Source organism: Nesterenkonia ebinurensis (assembly GCF_008711175.1).
In the GTDB taxonomy this organism is placed as follows: domain Bacteria; phylum Actinomycetota; class Actinomycetes; order Actinomycetales; family Micrococcaceae; genus Nesterenkonia; species Nesterenkonia ebinurensis.
In genome coordinates, this window is record NZ_VWNF01000041.1 from 16,862 (window position 1) to 33,782 (window position 16,921).

The following is a 16,921-nucleotide window of genomic DNA, read 5'->3' on the forward strand; positions in this document are numbered from 1 at the left end:
TACTTTCTAAAAGTTCCACAGGGTAAGGGCAGGCACATATGTGATCATCAAAACGACGACGATGGAGGTGAGTATGAACCGCAGTAGATGCGGCAGCACTCGCAGCACAGAGGAGTTAGAAACCTTCGCTGCGACGAAGATATTTGCTGCCAGCGGCGGAGTGATAAGACCGATCTCGATATTAGTCACTAGAATAATGCCGAAGTGGATCGGATCAATGCCAAACTCCATCGCGGCCGGAACCAGCAGAGGGGCCATTAGCAACACTGCCGCGTTAGTCTCCATCACCATGCCTACCAGGATCAGGACTAGGTTGACTAGCAGCAGGAAGACGATCACGTTGTCCGTGAGGCTCACCGCCGCATTAGCTACTCGCTGCGGAATCTGCTCCAATGTCAGCAGCCGGTTGAACGAGCTTGCAAAAGCGATCACGGTGAGAATTGCCGCTGCTGGCAACGCTGCACGATAGAACACGCCAGTCACCTGGCGCAGCCGAAGGCCTCGAGTGAGCAGCACCAGCACCAAAGCATACAGTCCTGCTGCTGCGGCAGCCTCGGTGGGAGTGAAGATACCGGAGTAGATTCCGCCCAGGAGCACCACTGGCATAAACAGCGCGGGGAGTGCCCCCAGGAATGCTGTGGGAATCGACTCCTTCGGTGTCACCGTGAGCTTCTTGTCCTCTATGTTCTCGGCAGAGCGCTTCGCACCAGGTCCCTCTCCTGCTCCTACTGCTGGTGAGTCAGTAATGGCACGCTTCAGCGAGAACCGATGCACGAGCATGAACGCCACGACCATCAGCAGACCCGGAACGATCGTCGCGATGAAGAGATCACTGACAGTTACTCCTGAGACCGTGGCATAGATGATCAGCGGAATCGAGGGCGGGATCATCACCCCGAGCAGCCCCGAGGCCGCGGTGAGTGCCGCCGTGTAGTCACGGTTGTACCCACCACGGATCATTCGGTCCCCCACCGTACTGCTCACCGCTGCGACCGTAGCTACCGACGAGCCAGTCATGGCACCCAGCATGGCGCTGACCGCGATGGCGACATAGCCAAGGGCTCCCTTGAGCCAATGCAGCAGCGCCTCCGCTAAGCGGATCAGCCGCTCCATCAGTCCGCCGTCCTTCATAATCTGCCCAGCCAGCAGGAAGAAGGGAATGGCCAGCATTGAGAACGACGTAGCTGACTGGAAGGGCACTGTTGCCGCCACCTGGGTAGGGTTCAGCCCTACCGAGGAAGCCCCCATGATGCTAGGCAAAGCGAAAGCCACACCAACGGGAAGCCCGATCACCAGCGCAGCGAGGATCAGGATCAGAATTTTGGTCATATCAGGTCACTCCTAGCTCATTGCCCCGGGAGCACTGATGAGCTCTGCCGCTTGCCCTGTATGCGGATCTTCGGCTTCTTTGCCGAGGAGCTTGGCCACTGTTCTGGTGAGCCTGCAAAGTGCATGGATGAGGATCAGGACGCCACCGGCGACCATGGCCCCCACGGGAAGGGTCAGAGGGATGTCCAACTGCAGAGTTGTCTCGCCACTGCGTGAGAGACCCTGCCAGTAGAGTGCTGAATAGTAGGTGAACACGACGCCGAAAAGGGCCAGCGCGGCTTGACTGATGCCTTCCGCAGTCAGGCGTATTCGGTTCGCAGGAAGCAGCGATACCAATTCGATGGTGATGTGGTCATGGGTATAGACCCCCAGGCCGGCACCAATGAAGATCAGTAGGGCTGCAGCAACCATAGCGATCTCATCGGTACCGATGCTGCCGAACTCCATCACTCGGATAACTACCTGACCGATACCGGCAAAGAACATCGCGATGAAGGCTGCGATAACTACAGCTTTCTCTGCCCTATACAGGTACTTCTCAATGTTGTTCAGCCAACGCATGGCAACTCCTGAATGTTCATTCAGCCGAGAGCTTCGATCTCATCCCGCAGTGTGGCGATGCGATCTTCGCCGTAAGTCGCAGCGAAGTCATCCCACATGTCAAGGCCGAAGTCCTGGAACTCTTGCATCTGCTCCTCCGAGAGCTCGGTGACTTCAATGCCATCTTCAGCAAGCGCCTCGGTATACTCTTCTACCCTGGACCGGTTGTCTTCAATCTGCTCCTGAGCGACTTCCTGAGCGACTTCCTCGAGAATCTGAGCTTGCTCGGGGTCGAGCCCCTCGAAGATGGTGGTGCTAGCCACGATTGATCCCACGGCATACACATGACGTGTGGGGGTCATATAGCTCTGGCTACCGGTCAAGCCTGCATCCCGAGTGATGAGCACACCGTTGTCCTGGCCGTCGACCGTTCCCTGCTCCAAGCCTGTGATGAGTTCGTCCATCGGCATCACCTGGGTCTGCACCCCGGCAGCGTCGAAGTAGCCCCGGATCGCTTCCGAGCCGGGCACCCTCAGACGAAGCCCTCGAAGGTCCTCGAGGGACTCGATGGGTCGGACATCGTTGGTGACGCTGCGGAACTCCAGTTCGAACAGCGCCAGATTGTCCATTCCGTGCTCGGCTAGTATCTCCTCAAGAGTTTCAGGAATGATGCCTTCTCCGAAGAAGATCTCGTCAGCGACGTCGTAATCCTGAACGATATAGGGTAAATAGTGGAAGTCCATCAGTGGATCCATACCTGCCAAGGAACCTGGGTTGAGGAAAGCGAGATCGAGGCTCCCGCTAGCAAGGTCACGTCCCAATGCCTCATCGCCTCCGAGCTGGCTAGCTGGGTAGACTGAGACTTCGAGCTCACCGTCTGTGCGTTCCTCGACCCGTTCGGCAAAGACTTCTGCCGCTGCGTTCTGGCTGCTCTCCACTCCGAAGACATGTCCCAGCCTCAAGGTCTGGGCCTCTGCGTCCCCGCCATCACCACCGTCCCCACACGCTGTGATCGTCAGAGCCAGGGCCGCGACGGCGGTTAATGTCGTGAGGCGCTTTCCACGGTGAATTCGCGCATGCATGACTGTTTCCTTTCACTTGTCTTATCGAAAAATCGGGATCTATACCTTCAGTGCGAAGGGATCCCCCGTGCTGGGTTCGGTCTCGACCCATACACTCTTGGTACGTAAGAAATCGTTGATGGCTTCTATCCCGTTCTCTCTGCCCAGGCCACTCTTCTTATAGCCGCCGAAGGGCATATTGTGTGCGATAGCCCGGTAGGTGTTGACCCAGACTGTCCCTGCTTTGAGCCGACGGGACACATAGTGGGAACGGCTGACGTCGTTGGTCCACAGCCCAGCAGCCAACCCGTAGTCGGTATCGTTGGCCAGTTCAATTGCCTCATCGTCTGTCTCGAAAGGCATGATGGTCAGCACGGGGCCGAAGACTTCCTCCCGCACGATCCGCATATCCGGCTTCACATCGCCGAAGATTGTCGGGCGGTAGAAGTAGCCCTGCGAGTCGACTGCCTTCCCTCCAGTAAGGAGGGTTGCTCCCTCTGCTTGGGCGATCTCCACATATTCTTTGACCTTCTCCAGCTGAGGAAGGTTAGCAATGGGCCCAATCTCCGTCTCAGGGTCCAAAGGGTCCCCCATGCGAATGGTCTGTGTCCGCTCAAGAAGTCTCTCAACGACTTCGTCGTAGATGTCACGGTGGACGATAGCGCGAGAACCTGCTACACAGGTCTGTCCCGCAGCCGCGAAGATTCCCGCGAGGATCCCGCTGATGGCAGCATCCTTGTTGCAGTCGCTGAAAAGGATGTTCGGTGACTTTCCACCGAGTTCCAACCCCACTTCGGCCAACCTCGCAGAGGCCCGCGAGGCGATGTGCTGACCGGCTGCTCCGCTGCCGGTGAAGGAGACTTTGCTGACCAGAGGATGGTCCACCAGCGCCGCGCCCGCAGTAACTCCCTCACCGGTCACCACATTGAATACTCCCGGTGGGAAGCCTGCCTCTTCGAAGCATTTCGCGAGTTCCACAGTGCCGACCGAAGCGTGCTCGCTGGGCTTGACCACTATGGTGTTTCCCGCCGCCAGGGCCGGAGCGAACTTCCAAGCACCCAGCAGGATCGGGGAATTCCATGGGGTGATGCATCCAATGACACCTAGTGGTTCTTTTAGCGTATAGGTGAACAGGCTCTCCTTGTCCATAGAGACAGTCTGCCCGTGGAGCTTATCCGCCAAGCCGCCGAAGTAGCGGTACCAGCGGGGAACGGCCTTGAGCTGAGCGATCATCTCGCGGTACACCTTGCCGTTATCCTGGACCTCAGCAATGGCAAGGTCCTCTGCTCGGTCCTCAATAGCATCAGCCAGACGGTGCAGCATCCGACCGCGCTCAGAGAGCGCCAAACTGCTCCAGGCCCCCCGGAATGCCTCATCTGCTGCAGTCACAGCCTGGGCCACCTCTTCCGCGGTGGCGTCGCTCAACGTTCCGGTCATCTCACCAGTGGTGGGATTGATCACTGGAATTCGCTTTCCAGTGCCTGAAACATATTTGCCGTTGATGTAGAGGTCGTAGTCAGTCAATCTGAACAGCTCCTAAATCTCTCAATCGAGCAATGTCGTCCTCCTGGAGGCCCATATCCTTTCGGAGAAATTCATACGTGTGCGTTCCGACTCTCGAAGGTCCCACGCTTTTAAGCTTGAGGTCTGCTTCTGCAAACCTCGGAAAGATATTTGTCATCGCAACGGATCTCCCAGGCGCCTCTTGAATCCTTGTCACTGACTCTCGCGCGACCACCTGCGGGTTTTCGAACATGGAGGCAACAGTTTCGAGAGGGCCTACCGCACAGCCTGTAGTGGACAGTTCCTCGATAGCGTCGTCCCTGTCTCGGCGCAGGCACCATGCGTTGATCAGATCGTCGAGCTCCTCGACGTTCTTGACCCGATCCTCATTGGTGCGGAAGCGCGGGTCCTGCACGAGGTCCTCACCGCCAATTGCCCGCAGCACCCGTTCAGCGATCGGCTGAGCGCTACCGGAAAGAGCGATCCACATCCCATCGCGGCACTTATAGGCTCCTCGGGGGGCAGTCGCAGACATCCGATTGCCCAGACGAGGGTGTTCGGTGCCCTTCTGGTCGTATTCGACGATGTTGAGGTCGAGCAGCTTCAGCGCGGCTTCGTAGATCGCCAAGTCAATGCATTCGCCCCGTCCTGAGCGCTCGCGGCGATATGCGGCGGCAAGGATAGCGCCGGTACCGAGATGGCCGGCGAGAATATCTGCTAAGGGATAGGCCGGCAACAGGGGAGGGCGGTCTGCGTACCCTGAGACTGCGGCCAGCCCTGTCATCGCTTCAGCAAGCGTTCCGAATCCGGGACGGTCCTTATAGGGACCGTCCTGCCCATAGGCTGTCATACGAAGCACAATCAGTCGGGGATTGATGCGCCGCAGGACATCGGGAGCCATCCCCCACTTCTCCAGAGTTCCTGGCCGATAGTTCTCGATGAGGACGTCAAAGTCTTTAATGATGTTTCGGATGAGCTCTTGGGACTCCGCAAAATGAAGATCAACGGCGACTGAACGCTTATTGCGGCTCAATGTTTTCCAGTACAGGCCTTCGCCGTCTTTCTGCGTCCCGAACTTCCGCACGAGATCCCCGGTCTGAGGCCTTTCTACCTTGACGACATCCGCTCCGAAGTCTGCAAGCTGCGAAGCTGTCAGAGGCGCGGCAATCATGGTGGACATGTCAAGCACACGCAGTCCGCTCAGCAGAGTAGTATCTGAGCCTGTTACCTCACTGATTGTCATTCGCCCAAACCTTTCCGCCCTACAGACTGCGACTCGCTCTCACCTTGCTTAAGACGAAGGACGTCATCACGGGCGCTGAGAATGTGGTTTCGCATCGCAGAGCGCGATGCCTCAGCGTCTTTGGAAAATATCGCGTCGATAAGGTCTTTATGCTCTTCGATTGACGCTGCTGCCCGTTCAGGAAAGAGCACTGGCCTGTAGGGGGAGACTCCGGTCCACAGTTGCTGAGCCAACGCATAGAGCCGCGAGCTTCCGGCAGCCTCCCAAATTGCACTGTGGAAGTGCTCGTTGGACTTCACCAGGCCGCTAACGTCCCCCTTCTCAGCGAGGGTGACCCCTTCTAAGTACGAGGCTTCGATCTCTGCATGATTCTCACCTAACTCTGCTGCGCGACTCGCCAGCTCACCTTCAATGAGTGCGCGCACGTCATAGTGATCCTTGAGATCATCCACGGTGATCTCAGCCACCGCCACACGCCGATTAGGGCGCACTACCACTAGTCCCTCGCGTTCAAGAGTCTGCAGCGCTTCCCTCACAGGAATGCGAGAAACGCCGTATTCCTGAGCCAGTTTCTCCTGCCTGATCTCAGCACCCGCTGGCAAGTCACCGTGCAGGATCGCGTGCCGAAGTGATTCAGCAAGCAGTTCCCCGACGGGCTTGGACTTAATTGAATGCTTCACTGCTCCTCCATCTGGATTCTGTATCCCGTATCCAATAAGTTGTGATCCTAGTCACGAAGGTAAGAAAGTGTCAACTGAGTCACACGAATAGAAGTGCTACTCTGAAAATGAGGGACACAAGCCGGAGAGCCCAGGGACCCCCTTGGTAGCAGCTGTCAGCTTCGCCACCGTGCCGCGCGGGCGGCGCCGATGGCGGCGATGACCGCGGTAGACATCGCAGCGGCGATCAGCAGCGCGGAGACCACCATGGCCTGCTGATGCCCCTGTCCCTCTGCCACCATAAAGTAGATGCCGGTGGCCACTGCCATGCCCATTGCGGTGAAAATCCGCTGCACGGTCTGCTGTACCCCGCCGGATGCCCCGGCCATCCGCTCCGGGACATCCTGCATGGACAGGGTCTGTGCACTGGGGATCAGCAATGCCTGTGAGAAGCCGCTGACCCCGATAGCCAGTGCGATCCACCACAGGGAGCCGTAGGCGGAGCCCATCAGGTGCACTGCAGCAGCCAGCATCAGCACCGCGAACACCGCAGTGGATGAGCCGACCACCAGCATCCGGGTTCCCCAGCGCGGCACCCGCTTACCCACTGCAGAGGCCAGCAGCAGCACCATCAGACCGCTGGGCAGGCTGACGATCCCGGCGGTCAGCGCACTGTGCCCCAGCCCATCCTGCAGGTAGATGGGGATCACCGCCCACATGGCCGGCATCCCGAGGAAGTAGAGCACCAGAATCGCGGAGTTCCAGGTGTAGCTGGGCAGGGTGAACAGTCGTAGGTCCACCATCGGATCCTGGGGGCGATGCAGCCCCAGCCACCTCTCCCAGGCCACCCAACCGGCCAGCAGCACGGCTCCTGCCGTAGCCACCAGGATGCCCCAGGCACTGCGAACCTGGATGAACGGCAGCATGATCAGCACAATGGCGGTGGTGAGCAGCAGCACACCCACCGGGTCCAGCTGCTTCAGGTTGTGGGAGGCCCGAGCACGTGGGGCACGGCGGCGCGGCAGCCAGAGCGCACCGAGCAGCACCCCGATCAGACCGATCGGCACATTGATGCCGAAGACCAGCCGCCAGGAGTACTCCTGCGGGGTGAGCTCCACCAGCACGCCGCCCACCAGCGGCCCCAGGGCCACGCCCAGGCCGATCACCGTGGCCATCAGCCCGTAGGCCTGGCCACGCACAGATCCGGTGAACAGCTGTTGGATGACCCCGATGATCTGCGGCAGCAGCATGGAGGAGGCCAGCCCCATCAGTACCCGGGCCACGATGAGCAGCTCGGGGTTCGGAGCCAGGGCCGCGGCGGCAGAGGTGAGGCCGAAGAAGCCGGTGCCGGCCAAGAACATCCCGCGGCGTCCCCACAGATCTCCGGCTCGGCCTGCAGGGACCAGTCCCATGCCGAAAGCCAAGGCGTAACCAGCCAAGATCCACTGTAGGTCAGAGTCGGTGGCGCCGATGCCCTCCACAATCACCGGGGCGGCCACAATCACCGAGGAGATGCTCAGCAGAGAGGCAAAGAGCGGCAGCAGCAGGGCGAATATCACTCTTCGGGTGGGGGGCTGCGCTGCCTCCTCACTGCGCTGCTGATCACTCACTTAAGGCACTCTATACCCGAAAACGGGCACTCGTTGCCTTAAGCAACGAACGCCCGTCCGGTGTGGCAGCGCATTGAGGCTGCGCCCTCTCCGACCAGCCTGCTCAGGAGCTGCGTTTGAATTGCTCCAGGTACTGCACATTCTCATGGCTGAAGGCCAGCACCAGCCAGTAGATGGTCACCGCCAACCAGACCAGGGTCAGCACCAGAGTGATGATGCCGAAGACCGTGCCCAATCCACCGAGGCTGGCCAGCATAGTACCTGCGGTGAGCAGGATGCCGATGATGGCCATCACGATGCCCAGTACACGGGCCCAGTTCTTGTTGTTCTTCAGCCCGAAGTACACCAGCAGATAGAGCCCAATGGCGATGACCAGCGGCACGAGGATGAATCCCCAGGCCATGGCCATCCCGATGGAGACCGCCTCATCAACGGTCAGCCCGCCCAAGTCCTGGCCAGCCAGTTCCTCCCGAGTAAGCTCCTCCGCCTCACCGGTGAACATCGGGACCAGAGAGATGATCGCGCTGAGCACGTAGAGACCGAAGGAGAACAGGGTGAACTGCTTGAGCTGGGCATATTTGGCTGGTTCCTCCACCGGTCCGCCGTAGGCGTTGGGATTGTAGGACTCAGTGCCAAATTTGGAGCCGGAGTCAGCTTCCCCGGGATACGGGGGCACCGCGGCGTCGTCGTTGGTGCTCCCCTCCGCGGGGCTGCCCCACTGGGGGTTGCTGTCATGTGGTGGGGTGCTCATTGTGCTCCTCCATCTTCTCTTTTTCTGGTTCAGATGCTGGTCACTAGATTCCCAGCGCAGGCTTGATGTTTGCTGTGTGCTCACCTGAGGGGTCTACTCGTAGCGCAGAGCCTCGATCGGGTCCTTCTTGGCCGCACGTGCCGCAGGCAGGGTGCCCGCTGCGAAAGCAATGACCAGGATCACTGCGGCAATCAGCCCCAGCGCCACCGGGTCCAGGGCGAACAGCGTCAGCCCACCGACGCCGCCGAGCGGGCCATCACCACCGGTCAGCAGCGTATTCGCGGTGAACCCGACCGCCAGGCCGGCCGCCAGACCGATCACTGAGCCGAGCAGGCCGATGATCACAGCCTCCATGGAGAAGAGCCCGAAGACCTTCCCGCTGGACATGCCCAGCGCCTTCATCAGCCCGATCTCACGTGTCCGCTCCTGCACGCTCATCAGCAGGGTGTTGACGATGCCGAAGCTGGCAGCCAGCAACGCAATCAGTGCGAATCCATAGAGTACCCAGGCGACGGCATCGATGATGCCCTGAATAATGCCCAGCAGATCCTCCAGCGTCATCCCGACCAGGCCTTCCTCCTGCAAAGCATCCTTGATCGCCTGCTCGTTGGCTTCCAGATCATCGACGTCGACCACAGCTTGTATGAAAGCATCAGGCTGCTCCACATCGAGACCAGAGTTCTGGATCTCGTAGAGCTCATCGTTCAGCGCATAGGACGGCATCGGTGCCCCACCGATGCCAGCCAGATTTGCGGTGCTGACACCGACGATCTCCGCCTGCACCGTCTCCTGTTCAAAGGCCAGATTCGAGATACCGATCTCCACAGTCTCGCCCAGGGCAATCTGCGGGTCGATGTCCTCGTAGTCCTCGGCATCAGCATCAAGCATCGTCAGCCAGGTATCCGGAATGGTGATCTCCATGGCATCACGCTCCGGCAGTTCTCCGACGACCAGCTCCATGGCGGGACCATCAGCGGGGATGTCCAGACTGTTCAGCGTGTACTGTTCACCGCCGCTGGTCTCCAGGTAGTCCGGGCTGACGAAGAAGATCGGCTCAACATTGGTCACACCGTCGATGCCCTCGATGAACTCGATATCGGTTTCGGAGAGCATCTCCTGGCCGAATGTGGAGGACTGTTGGCCGGCCTCCGGGTCGTAGGGCTGCGGACCGGGGCCGAGATCCTCGCCCATGCCCATCGCCGAGGCCTGCATCACGAAGAGCTGATCCTCCTCGCCGTAGCCGGCGAGCATATCGTCTACCGTCTGGTTGATCCCGGCCGACAGGCCGGAGGTGACGGTCAGGGTGAAGCCGCCGATGACGATGGCGATCACCGTCAGGAAAGTGCGCATCTTGGAGCGCAGGGTGTTGCTGAAAGCTGTTTTGGTGACATCCAGTGACCTCATCGGGCACCGCCCTTTCCAAACTTCATCAGACGACGACGCCGGCTCGGCTGTTCCTGCGGCCGCTCACCGGGGGCTGCGGGCACCCGGGCAGCGGTGGGCGTCGTCGTGCTTGCGCCGGTCTGCTCCTCCACGATGTGGCCGTCCTGCATGATCAGGCGGCGCTGGCACTTGGCGGCCAGGTCCTCATCATGGGTGACCACCACCAGAGTGATCCCGTGATCACGGTGCAGCCCGAACAGGATGTCCTCGACCGTCTCAGAGGTGGCAGAGTCCAAGTTGCCGGTGGGCTCATCGGCGAAGATGACCTCCGGGTTGTTGATCAGCGCCCGGGCGATGCACACCCGCTGCTTCTGACCACCCGAGAGATCAGTAGCCTTGTTCTTGGCCTTATCGGCCATCTCCAGCTGCTCCAGCGCCTTCATACCGTGCTCATTGCGCTCAGACTTGGAGATACCTGCGATCTTCAGCGGCAGGGTCACATTCTCCAGCACGGTTTGGTTGGGATTCAGAAAGAACTGCTGGAAAACAAACCCGAAAGTCGCGTTTCGCAGCCCGGAGACCGCTTTTGGCTTCAGCTTGGTGACCGGCTTACCGTCCAGGGCAACCACCCCGGAGGTCGGCTCATCCAGCAGCGCCAGCAGATGCATCAGAGTGGACTTGCCAGAACCAGACTTGCCCACAATCGCCACCGACTCCCCGCGATGGATCTCAAAGGTGAGGCCTTTGAGCGCGTGGAAGGCGGCCGGGCCTCGGCCATAGACCTTGACCAGGTTCTCCGTCTCTAAAACGGGGGTGCTCATAACTCCCTCTTTCATGAATAGTTCAATGATGCTCTCAGTCTTACGGATGATCATCGCGTGCACATCGCTCCAAGGGATGATTCACGTCAGGTTCAGGGATGAACCAGGGTCATCCTCAGGGTGAATAGGATAGATTGCTAGCAAATTAGCTAGTTGTGGGTGTAAACTGTCCGGCATGCCCATCTCCACTGCACTGTCTTCCAGTGCGCCCTCTGACACTGCGCCCGCACCCGCCATCCATGCCGTAGATCTGGTCAAGAAGTACGGCGACTTCACCGCCGTGGACGGCATCACCTTCCAAGTGACCCGCGGCGAGTCCTTCGGCCTGCTGGGACCCAACGGAGCAGGCAAGTCCACCACGATGCGGATGATCGCCGCAGTGGCCTCCCGCACCTCCGGTCAGATGCTGGTAGCCGGCCTGGACCCGGAGCAGCAGGGCCCCGAGGTCCGCGCCCGGCTAGGGGTGATCCCCCAGCAGGACAACCTGGACGAAGAGCTCACTGTCCGGGAGAACATCATCATGTACGGCCGCTACTTCGGCCTGCCGCGGCGCTATCTGCTGGCCAAGGCCGATGAGCTGCTGTCCTTCGCCCAGCTGGAGCATAAGGCCAATTCCCGGGTGGAGGACCTCTCCGGGGGCATGAAGCGCCGGCTGACCATCGCCCGTGCCCTGGTCAACGAGCCCGAGGTGCTGCTGCTGGACGAGCCCACCACCGGGCTGGACCCGCAGGCCCGGCACGTGCTCTGGGACCGACTGTTCCGGCTCAAGGAGTCCGGCACCACTCTGGTGCTGACCACCCACCATATGGACGAGGCCGAGCAGCTCTGCGACCGGCTGGTGGTGGTGGACCACGGCGCCATCATGGCGGAGGGATCGCCTGCCGGACTGATCCGCGAGCATTCCACCCGCGAGGTGCTGGAGCTGCGCTTCGGCATGGATCGCAACACCGAGCAGGCCAAGATCCTCGAAGACCTGTTGACGAATACTGATGCCGGATCCGGGGATGTCGGCTTCAGCCATGTTGAAGTACTGCCCGATCGGCTGCTGGTCTACGCAGAGTACGCCGAGTCCGCCATGGAGAAAATCCACGCCGCCGGTCATAAGCCGATAACCTCTCTGGTCCGCCGCTCCTCCCTGGAAGACGTCTTCCTCCGCCTGACAGGCAGGTCGTTAATTGACTGATACAGCGCCAGCTCCGCCGGCAGGGGAACCCCGCTCGGCTCTCGGCCGGCTGCGGCGGCGCCGGCCTTCACGCCTGAAGTCGGCTGCTCGTTCCGCTGGCAGCCTCAACGAAAGCTATTGATAGCCGTGACAATTATCGAATCCCCGACAACGAACAAGGATGCACTGGTGACGCGGACCAGGCGATGGGGCGCGTTCTACCAGGCCGAGGCCACACTGCGCTCGATGCGTGCCTACGGCGGGGTGATTCTCTTCGCCTCCACCTTCCAGCCGATCATGTACATCCTGGCCATGGGCCTGGGACTGGGGGTATTGGTAGGCGCGGAAACTGACTTTTCCGAATACGGCGCAGACACCTACCTGATGTACATCGCCCCGGCCATCCTGGCCTCCACAGTGGCGATGACCGCTGGCATCGAGTTCACCTTCCCGGTGATGGAGGGCTTCAAGTGGCGGCGCAAATACTACGGGGCGCAGGCTAGCGCGCTGACCCCGCAGCAGATCGCGCTGGGTCACATCCTGGGGGTCAGCTGCCGGTTCGGGGTGCACGCGCTGATCTTCACCGCAGTGCTCTTCGCCTTCGGCGCACTGAGCTCCCCGACTGCGGTGCTGATGATGCTTTCGGCAATTCTGGGCGGACTAGCCATCGGCCTGCCGATCATGGCCTATATCTCCACCCTGCGGGATGAGAAGGGCCATGCCGCCATCATCCAGCGGTTCGTCATCATGCCGCTGTTCCTGTTCTCCGGGACCTTCTACCCGCTGACCAACCTTCCGCAGTTCCTCCAGATCATCGGTTGGATCTCCCCGATCTGGCACGCCAACGAGCTGGGCCGGGTGCTGGCCTTCGGGCAACCCACCCCGCTGTGGCTGGTGGTGGTGCATATCGGGTACCTGGTCGGCGTCGTCGTCGTTGCTTGGCTAGCCGTGCGCCGGGTGTTCATCCGCCGGCTGGGCTATGACGAGTGGCGCGGCCGGATCCCGGGACTGAAGGCGGATCAGCGGCGACAGGCCAGACAAGACTCCAGGGAGTCGGCTGCCGGCAGCCATCAGCGCAGTGAAGGCGTGCCACCGGTGAGCTTCCGGCACGGGGTGGGTGCCAACTACTACTCCGGAAACATCCGCGCGGTGTTCATGCGCGGGCTCTCGGCTATCCGGAACAACCGGGGCATCATCTTTATCTCCGGGTTCCTGGAGCCGGTGCTGTTCCTGACCAGCTTCGGGCTCGGCGTCTCCCCGATGATCAGTGGGATCCAAGCCGAGCAGGCCGGAATGGCCGGGCAGGACACCATCAGCTATGCCGCGTTCATTGCACCGGCCCTGTTGGCAGTTTCGGCGATGAACGGAGCCGTGTTCGACTCCACCTGGAACGTGTTCTTCAAGCTGAAGATCACCAAGCTGTACCAGACCATGATGCAGACCTCACTGGGACCTGTGGATGTGGCCGTCGGCGAGATCTGCCTAGCATTGTTCCGTGGGGCGATCTATGCCCTAGGCTTCCTGGGCGTGCTGATGGTCGCCGGGCTGGTGACTCCGCTCTCGGCAGCGCTGATGTGGATCACCGCGCTGTTCATCGCCCTGGGCTTCGCCTGTATAGGGATGGCGGCGACCAGCTTCATGAAGCGGTTCCAGCAGATGGACTGGATGATGATGGTGCTGATCCCGATGTTTCTGTTCTCCGCCACCCTGTTCCCGATCGATGTCTATCCGGTGGGTGTGCAGTGGGTGATCCAAGCGCTGCCGCTGTGGCACGGGGTGGAGCTGATGCGCGATATCGCATTCTGGAGCTTCAGCGGGCTGACTCTGGTGCACATCAGCTACTTCCTGGTGATGGTCGCCGTGGGCGGCGCCTTAGCCGCCTACCGCATGAAGGCCCTCTTCCTGCGCTGAGCCATCCCTCTGCGCCCGCCACCATGCTCGAGGGGATGATGGATCTTAAACATCGCCGCCATTCCCGCTGCACTGTAGGGCACCAGTAAGATTTTTTACATACCTGATCGATCACCTGTGATTCCGCCCCGTCTCCGCGCTGGGGACGAGGTGCGCGTCGTCGCTCCGTCCCGGTCCCGATCTTTGATCATGGAGCACGACAACACGCAGTGGATCAACGAGCGCTTCGACGCTATGGAGCTGACACTGTCCTTCGGAGCGCATGTGGATGAAGGCGATGCGTTTCGCTGATCGCGCCTCTCCAGCTCAACGAGTGTGTGGAAACTCAGGAAATAACCACCGACGACGCCAGCATTCCCACAATTTTCGCACACGCGTTTCACAAGGGGAGGGGTTCAGGTTTCTTCGTCGTCCTGGTCCTCATCCTCGCGTTGGGTGTCGGTACCGACGATCAGGGCGTCCAAACCCAGGGAACGCAGCTCGGTGCGGTGCTCGGCGATGTTCTCGGTGTCCTCAGTGCTCAGCATGAGCACCACGGTGCGCTCGGTGCCGTCCTCAGCCGCTGCGTGCCAGGTGGCAGTGGCCACCCCGGGCAGTCCCCCGCCTTTGAAAGAGAGCCAATCCCACCATGGGTCCTCCACCGGCTCCGGGAGACCGGGGCTGGTGGTCAGCACAGTGCGCAGCTCGGGGTGGTCCTCTTCACGAGCCGCCAGCGCCCGGTGCACCTGAGCGATGTCCTCGGTTGAGGCATGCCAGTCGATGGCGAAGTCCAGGTCCTCCCCGGCTGGGTCCAGCGGGTCCAACTCCAGGGGCTGCTCAGCGACCTCATCCAGCACATCGCGTCGCTGAGACTCTTCCAACTGAGCCCAGTCCTCGCCGAGCTCAGGATAGCCCCAGCGCAGCTGGAACATCTCCCTGGTGGTCAGAAACGGCTGCAGCAGCTCCGGGCTGTGGTGGCCATAGTCGGCTACTGCCTGCTCCACCTCTTCTCGACCCAGCAGATCGATGAGCATATCGGTGCCGGTATTGTCACTGATGGAGATAGTGCGGATAGCCGCGTCATACACGCTGGTGGTGAAGCCCTCCGGCTGGTCCTGCAGGGTGCCGGCGGGCAGGCTGCGGTGCTCTTCCTCCAGAGTCACAGTGTCCTGCCAGTCAATCTCCCCGGCGTCCACCGCATCCACCAGGGCAGCCACTACGTAGAGCTTCCCCACTGAGGCCAGGGGCGAGGGCTCGTCCCGGCCCAGCTTCAGGAGCACCTCGTCATCCTCGAGCACCAGGGCCTCCACCTGTCCGGGCAGAGCGTCCAGCCGTTCAGCGATCTCCTCAAAACCCTCTGCCGGCCCTAAGAGGTCTTCCTCGGCGCCCTCTGCTGTGGCGGCGTCGTCTGTTCCGCCGTCCAAGGGACCAGAGTCCGCCGAGTCACCCTCCAGCGGCATGGATTCATTTCCACGCCGGGAATCCTCCCCACAGGAGGTCAGAACCAGTAGGGCCAGTGCAGCGGCGGCTGGGAAACGGCGGGAAACGATCACAACCGATGAGACTAACGCCTATGGCCTCATCCGTGCCACGTGCCCGGGTGAGGCGTCTGCACGGGTGAGGCCGCTGGACGATAGACTGAGCTGCGGCTACACGACCCATGACTTGCACCGCACCTAGGAGGCCCTTTTGACCGATATCAACGCTCTTCCGCTTTCTGTGGTGGATCCGGAGGTTGCCCAGGCGGTGGCTGATGAGCTGGGTCGTCAGCGTGGGACTTTGGAGATGATCGCCTCGGAGAACTTTGTGCCTCGTGCGGTGTTGGAGGCCCAGGGGTCGGTGCTGACCAATAAGTATGCCGAGGGGTATCCGGGGCGGCGTTACTACGGGGGTTGTGAGTTTGTGGATGTGGCCGAGAACCTGGCCATCGAGCGGGCTAAGGCGCTTTTCGGAGCTGAGCACGCTAATGTGCAGCCTCATGCCGGGGCCCAGGCCAATGTGGCGGTGATGACTGCGTTTTTGAAGCCCGGGGATAAGCTGATGGGTCTCTCACTGGCCCACGGCGGGCACCTGACCCATGGGATGAAGCTGAACCATTCGGGGAAGTTCTATGAGATCGCCGCCTATGGGGTGGACCCTGAGACTGGGGTGATCGATATGGAGAAGGTCCGCCAGCAGGCGCTGGCGGAGAAGCCGGAGATGATTGTGGCTGGCTGGTCGGCCTATCCCCGGCAGCTGGATTTCCCGGCGTTTAGGGAGATTGCTGATGAGGTGGGGGCGGTCTTCTGGGTAGATATGGCCCATTTCGCCGGGCTGGTGGCCACCGGGCTGCACCCGAATCCGGTGCCCTATGCCGATGTGGTGACCTCTACGGTGCATAAGACTTTGGCTGGGCCGCGTTCGGGGATCATCCTGTGTACTGAGGAGCATAAGAAGAAGATCAATTCTGCGGTCTTCCCCGGCCAGCAGGGCGGGCCGTTGATGCATGCGATCGCGGCTAAGGCGGTGGCGTTCAAGATCGCTGCCGGTGAGGAGTTCGCTGAGAAGCAGCGCCGCACTGTGGCAGGTGCCCAGATTCTTGCTGAGCGCCTGGTGGCCGAGGATGTGGCCGCCGCCGGTGTCTCGGTGCTGACCGGGGGAACCGATGTGCATCTGGTGCTGGTGGATCTGCGGAACTCACAGCTAGATGGTAAGCAGGCTGAGGATCTGCTGCACCAGGCGGGGATCACCGTCAACCGGAACGCGGTCCCGGATGATCCACGCCCGCCGATGGTCACCTCCGGGCTGCGTATCGGCACCCCGGCATTAGCATCTCGGGGGTTCGGTGAGACCGAGTTCGGTGAGGTCGCCGAGATCATCGCTGAGGCGCTGAAACCCGGCGCTGAGGTGACAGGGCTGAAGACCAGGGTGGCCAAGCTAGCCGCTGACTTCCCCCTCTACAACGGCCTCGAAAACTGGTGAACCGGCAC

The 16,921-nt window shown here is 60.9% G+C and carries 14 protein-coding genes; 3 read left to right on the forward strand and 11 right to left on the reverse strand.

The genetic code is table 11. The features are described from left to right. Positions 1 to 6: 6 nt before the first annotated feature. The 10 genes from F0311_RS11385 to F0311_RS11430 form a co-directional block, all read right to left on the reverse strand. The gene (locus F0311_RS11385; protein ID WP_150462064.1) at positions 7 to 1,329 is read right to left on the reverse strand and encodes a TRAP transporter large permease; all 1,323 of its coding nucleotides are present in this window, start codon (positions 1,327 to 1,329) and stop codon (positions 7 to 9) included. Positions 1,330 to 1,341: 12 nt separating this feature from the next. Next, positions 1,342 to 1,890, reverse strand: coding sequence for a TRAP transporter small permease (locus F0311_RS11390; protein ID WP_150462065.1), 549 nt, complete (start codon positions 1,888 to 1,890; stop codon positions 1,342 to 1,344). Positions 1,891 to 1,910: 20 nt separating this feature from the next. Beyond that, positions 1,911 to 2,951, reverse strand: a complete 1,041-nt coding sequence (locus tag F0311_RS11395) for a TRAP transporter substrate-binding protein (protein WP_150462066.1) — start codon at positions 2,949 to 2,951, stop codon at positions 1,911 to 1,913. Positions 2,952 to 2,990: 39 nt separating this feature from the next. After that, on the reverse strand, positions 2,991 to 4,454 hold the full coding sequence (locus F0311_RS11400) for an aldehyde dehydrogenase (RefSeq protein ID WP_150462067.1): 1,464 nt from the start codon (positions 4,452 to 4,454) through the stop codon (positions 2,991 to 2,993). Then, the gene (locus tag F0311_RS11405; RefSeq protein ID WP_150462068.1) at positions 4,447 to 5,676 is read right to left on the reverse strand and encodes a CaiB/BaiF CoA transferase family protein; all 1,230 of its coding nucleotides are present in this window, start codon (positions 5,674 to 5,676) and stop codon (positions 4,447 to 4,449) included. The genes F0311_RS11400 and F0311_RS11405 overlap by 8 nt, the downstream gene beginning before the upstream one ends. Further along, the gene (locus F0311_RS11410) at positions 5,673 to 6,356 is read right to left on the reverse strand and encodes a GntR family transcriptional regulator (RefSeq protein ID WP_150462069.1); all 684 of its coding nucleotides are present in this window, start codon (positions 6,354 to 6,356) and stop codon (positions 5,673 to 5,675) included. The genes F0311_RS11405 and F0311_RS11410 overlap by 4 nt, the downstream gene beginning before the upstream one ends. A 155-nt stretch (positions 6,357 to 6,511) precedes the next feature. Continuing rightward, positions 6,512 to 7,945 (reverse strand): MFS transporter, encoded by a 1,434-nt coding sequence (locus F0311_RS11415; protein WP_150462070.1) that lies wholly within the window; start codon positions 7,943 to 7,945, stop codon positions 6,512 to 6,514. A gap of 103 nt (positions 7,946 to 8,048) precedes the next feature. Next, complete coding sequence (locus F0311_RS11420; protein ID WP_150462071.1) at positions 8,049 to 8,696, reverse strand: hypothetical protein; 648 nt, start codon at positions 8,694 to 8,696, stop codon at positions 8,049 to 8,051. A 93-nt stretch (positions 8,697 to 8,789) separates the two neighbouring features. Next, complete coding sequence (locus tag F0311_RS11425; RefSeq protein WP_150462072.1) at positions 8,790 to 10,100, reverse strand: ABC transporter permease; 1,311 nt, start codon at positions 10,098 to 10,100, stop codon at positions 8,790 to 8,792. After that, complete coding sequence (locus tag F0311_RS11430) at positions 10,097 to 10,900, reverse strand: ABC transporter ATP-binding protein (protein WP_150462073.1); 804 nt, start codon at positions 10,898 to 10,900, stop codon at positions 10,097 to 10,099. Before F0311_RS11430 ends, F0311_RS11425 begins: the two co-directional genes overlap by 4 nt. A gap of 175 nt (positions 10,901 to 11,075) precedes the next feature. Here F0311_RS11430 and F0311_RS11435 point away from each other — a divergent pair, with 175 nt between their 5' ends. Then, positions 11,076 to 12,083 (forward strand): ABC transporter ATP-binding protein, encoded by a 1,008-nt coding sequence (locus F0311_RS11435; RefSeq protein ID WP_150462074.1) that lies wholly within the window; start codon positions 11,076 to 11,078, stop codon positions 12,081 to 12,083. Between the two features lie 168 nt (positions 12,084 to 12,251). Continuing rightward, entirely contained in the window at positions 12,252 to 13,973 is a 1,722-nt protein-coding gene (locus tag F0311_RS11440) for an ABC transporter permease (RefSeq protein ID WP_150462075.1), read from the forward strand. Between the two features lie 395 nt (positions 13,974 to 14,368). Here F0311_RS11440 and F0311_RS11450 read toward each other — a convergent pair whose 3' ends face one another. Next, the gene (locus F0311_RS11450) at positions 14,369 to 15,505 is read right to left on the reverse strand and encodes a serine hydrolase (RefSeq protein WP_150462076.1); all 1,137 of its coding nucleotides are present in this window, start codon (positions 15,503 to 15,505) and stop codon (positions 14,369 to 14,371) included. A gap of 136 nt (positions 15,506 to 15,641) precedes the next feature. On the opposite strand from F0311_RS11450, the gene glyA reads away from it, so the two are divergent. After that, positions 15,642 to 16,913 carry a serine hydroxymethyltransferase gene (gene glyA / locus F0311_RS11455; RefSeq protein ID WP_150462077.1) on the forward strand — a complete coding sequence of 424 codons (1,272 nt, stop codon included), beginning with the start codon at positions 15,642 to 15,644 and terminating at the stop codon, positions 16,911 to 16,913. Positions 16,914 to 16,921 lie beyond the last annotated feature (8 nt).

Coding starts and splice junctions, on each gene's coding strand:
- F0311_RS11395 (WP_150462066.1), bottom strand. CDS start 2,951: ATGCATGCGCGAATTCACCGTGGAAAGCGCCTCACGACATTAACCGCC.
- F0311_RS11390 (WP_150462065.1), bottom strand. CDS start 1,890: ATGCGTTGGCTGAACAACATTGAGAAGTACCTGTATAGGGCAGAGAAA.
- F0311_RS11435 (WP_150462074.1), top strand. CDS start 11,076: ATGCCCATCTCCACTGCACTGTCTTCCAGTGCGCCCTCTGACACTGCG.
- F0311_RS11405 (WP_150462068.1), bottom strand. CDS start 5,676: ATGACAATCAGTGAGGTAACAGGCTCAGATACTACTCTGCTGAGCGGA.
- F0311_RS11425 (WP_150462072.1), bottom strand. CDS start 10,100: ATGAGGTCACTGGATGTCACCAAAACAGCTTTCAGCAACACCCTGCGC.
- F0311_RS11430 (WP_150462073.1), bottom strand. CDS start 10,900: ATGAGCACCCCCGTTTTAGAGACGGAGAACCTGGTCAAGGTCTATGGC.
- F0311_RS11385 (WP_150462064.1), bottom strand. CDS start 1,329: ATGACCAAAATTCTGATCCTGATCCTCGCTGCGCTGGTGATCGGGCTT.
- F0311_RS11420 (WP_150462071.1), bottom strand. CDS start 8,696: ATGAGCACCCCACCACATGACAGCAACCCCCAGTGGGGCAGCCCCGCG.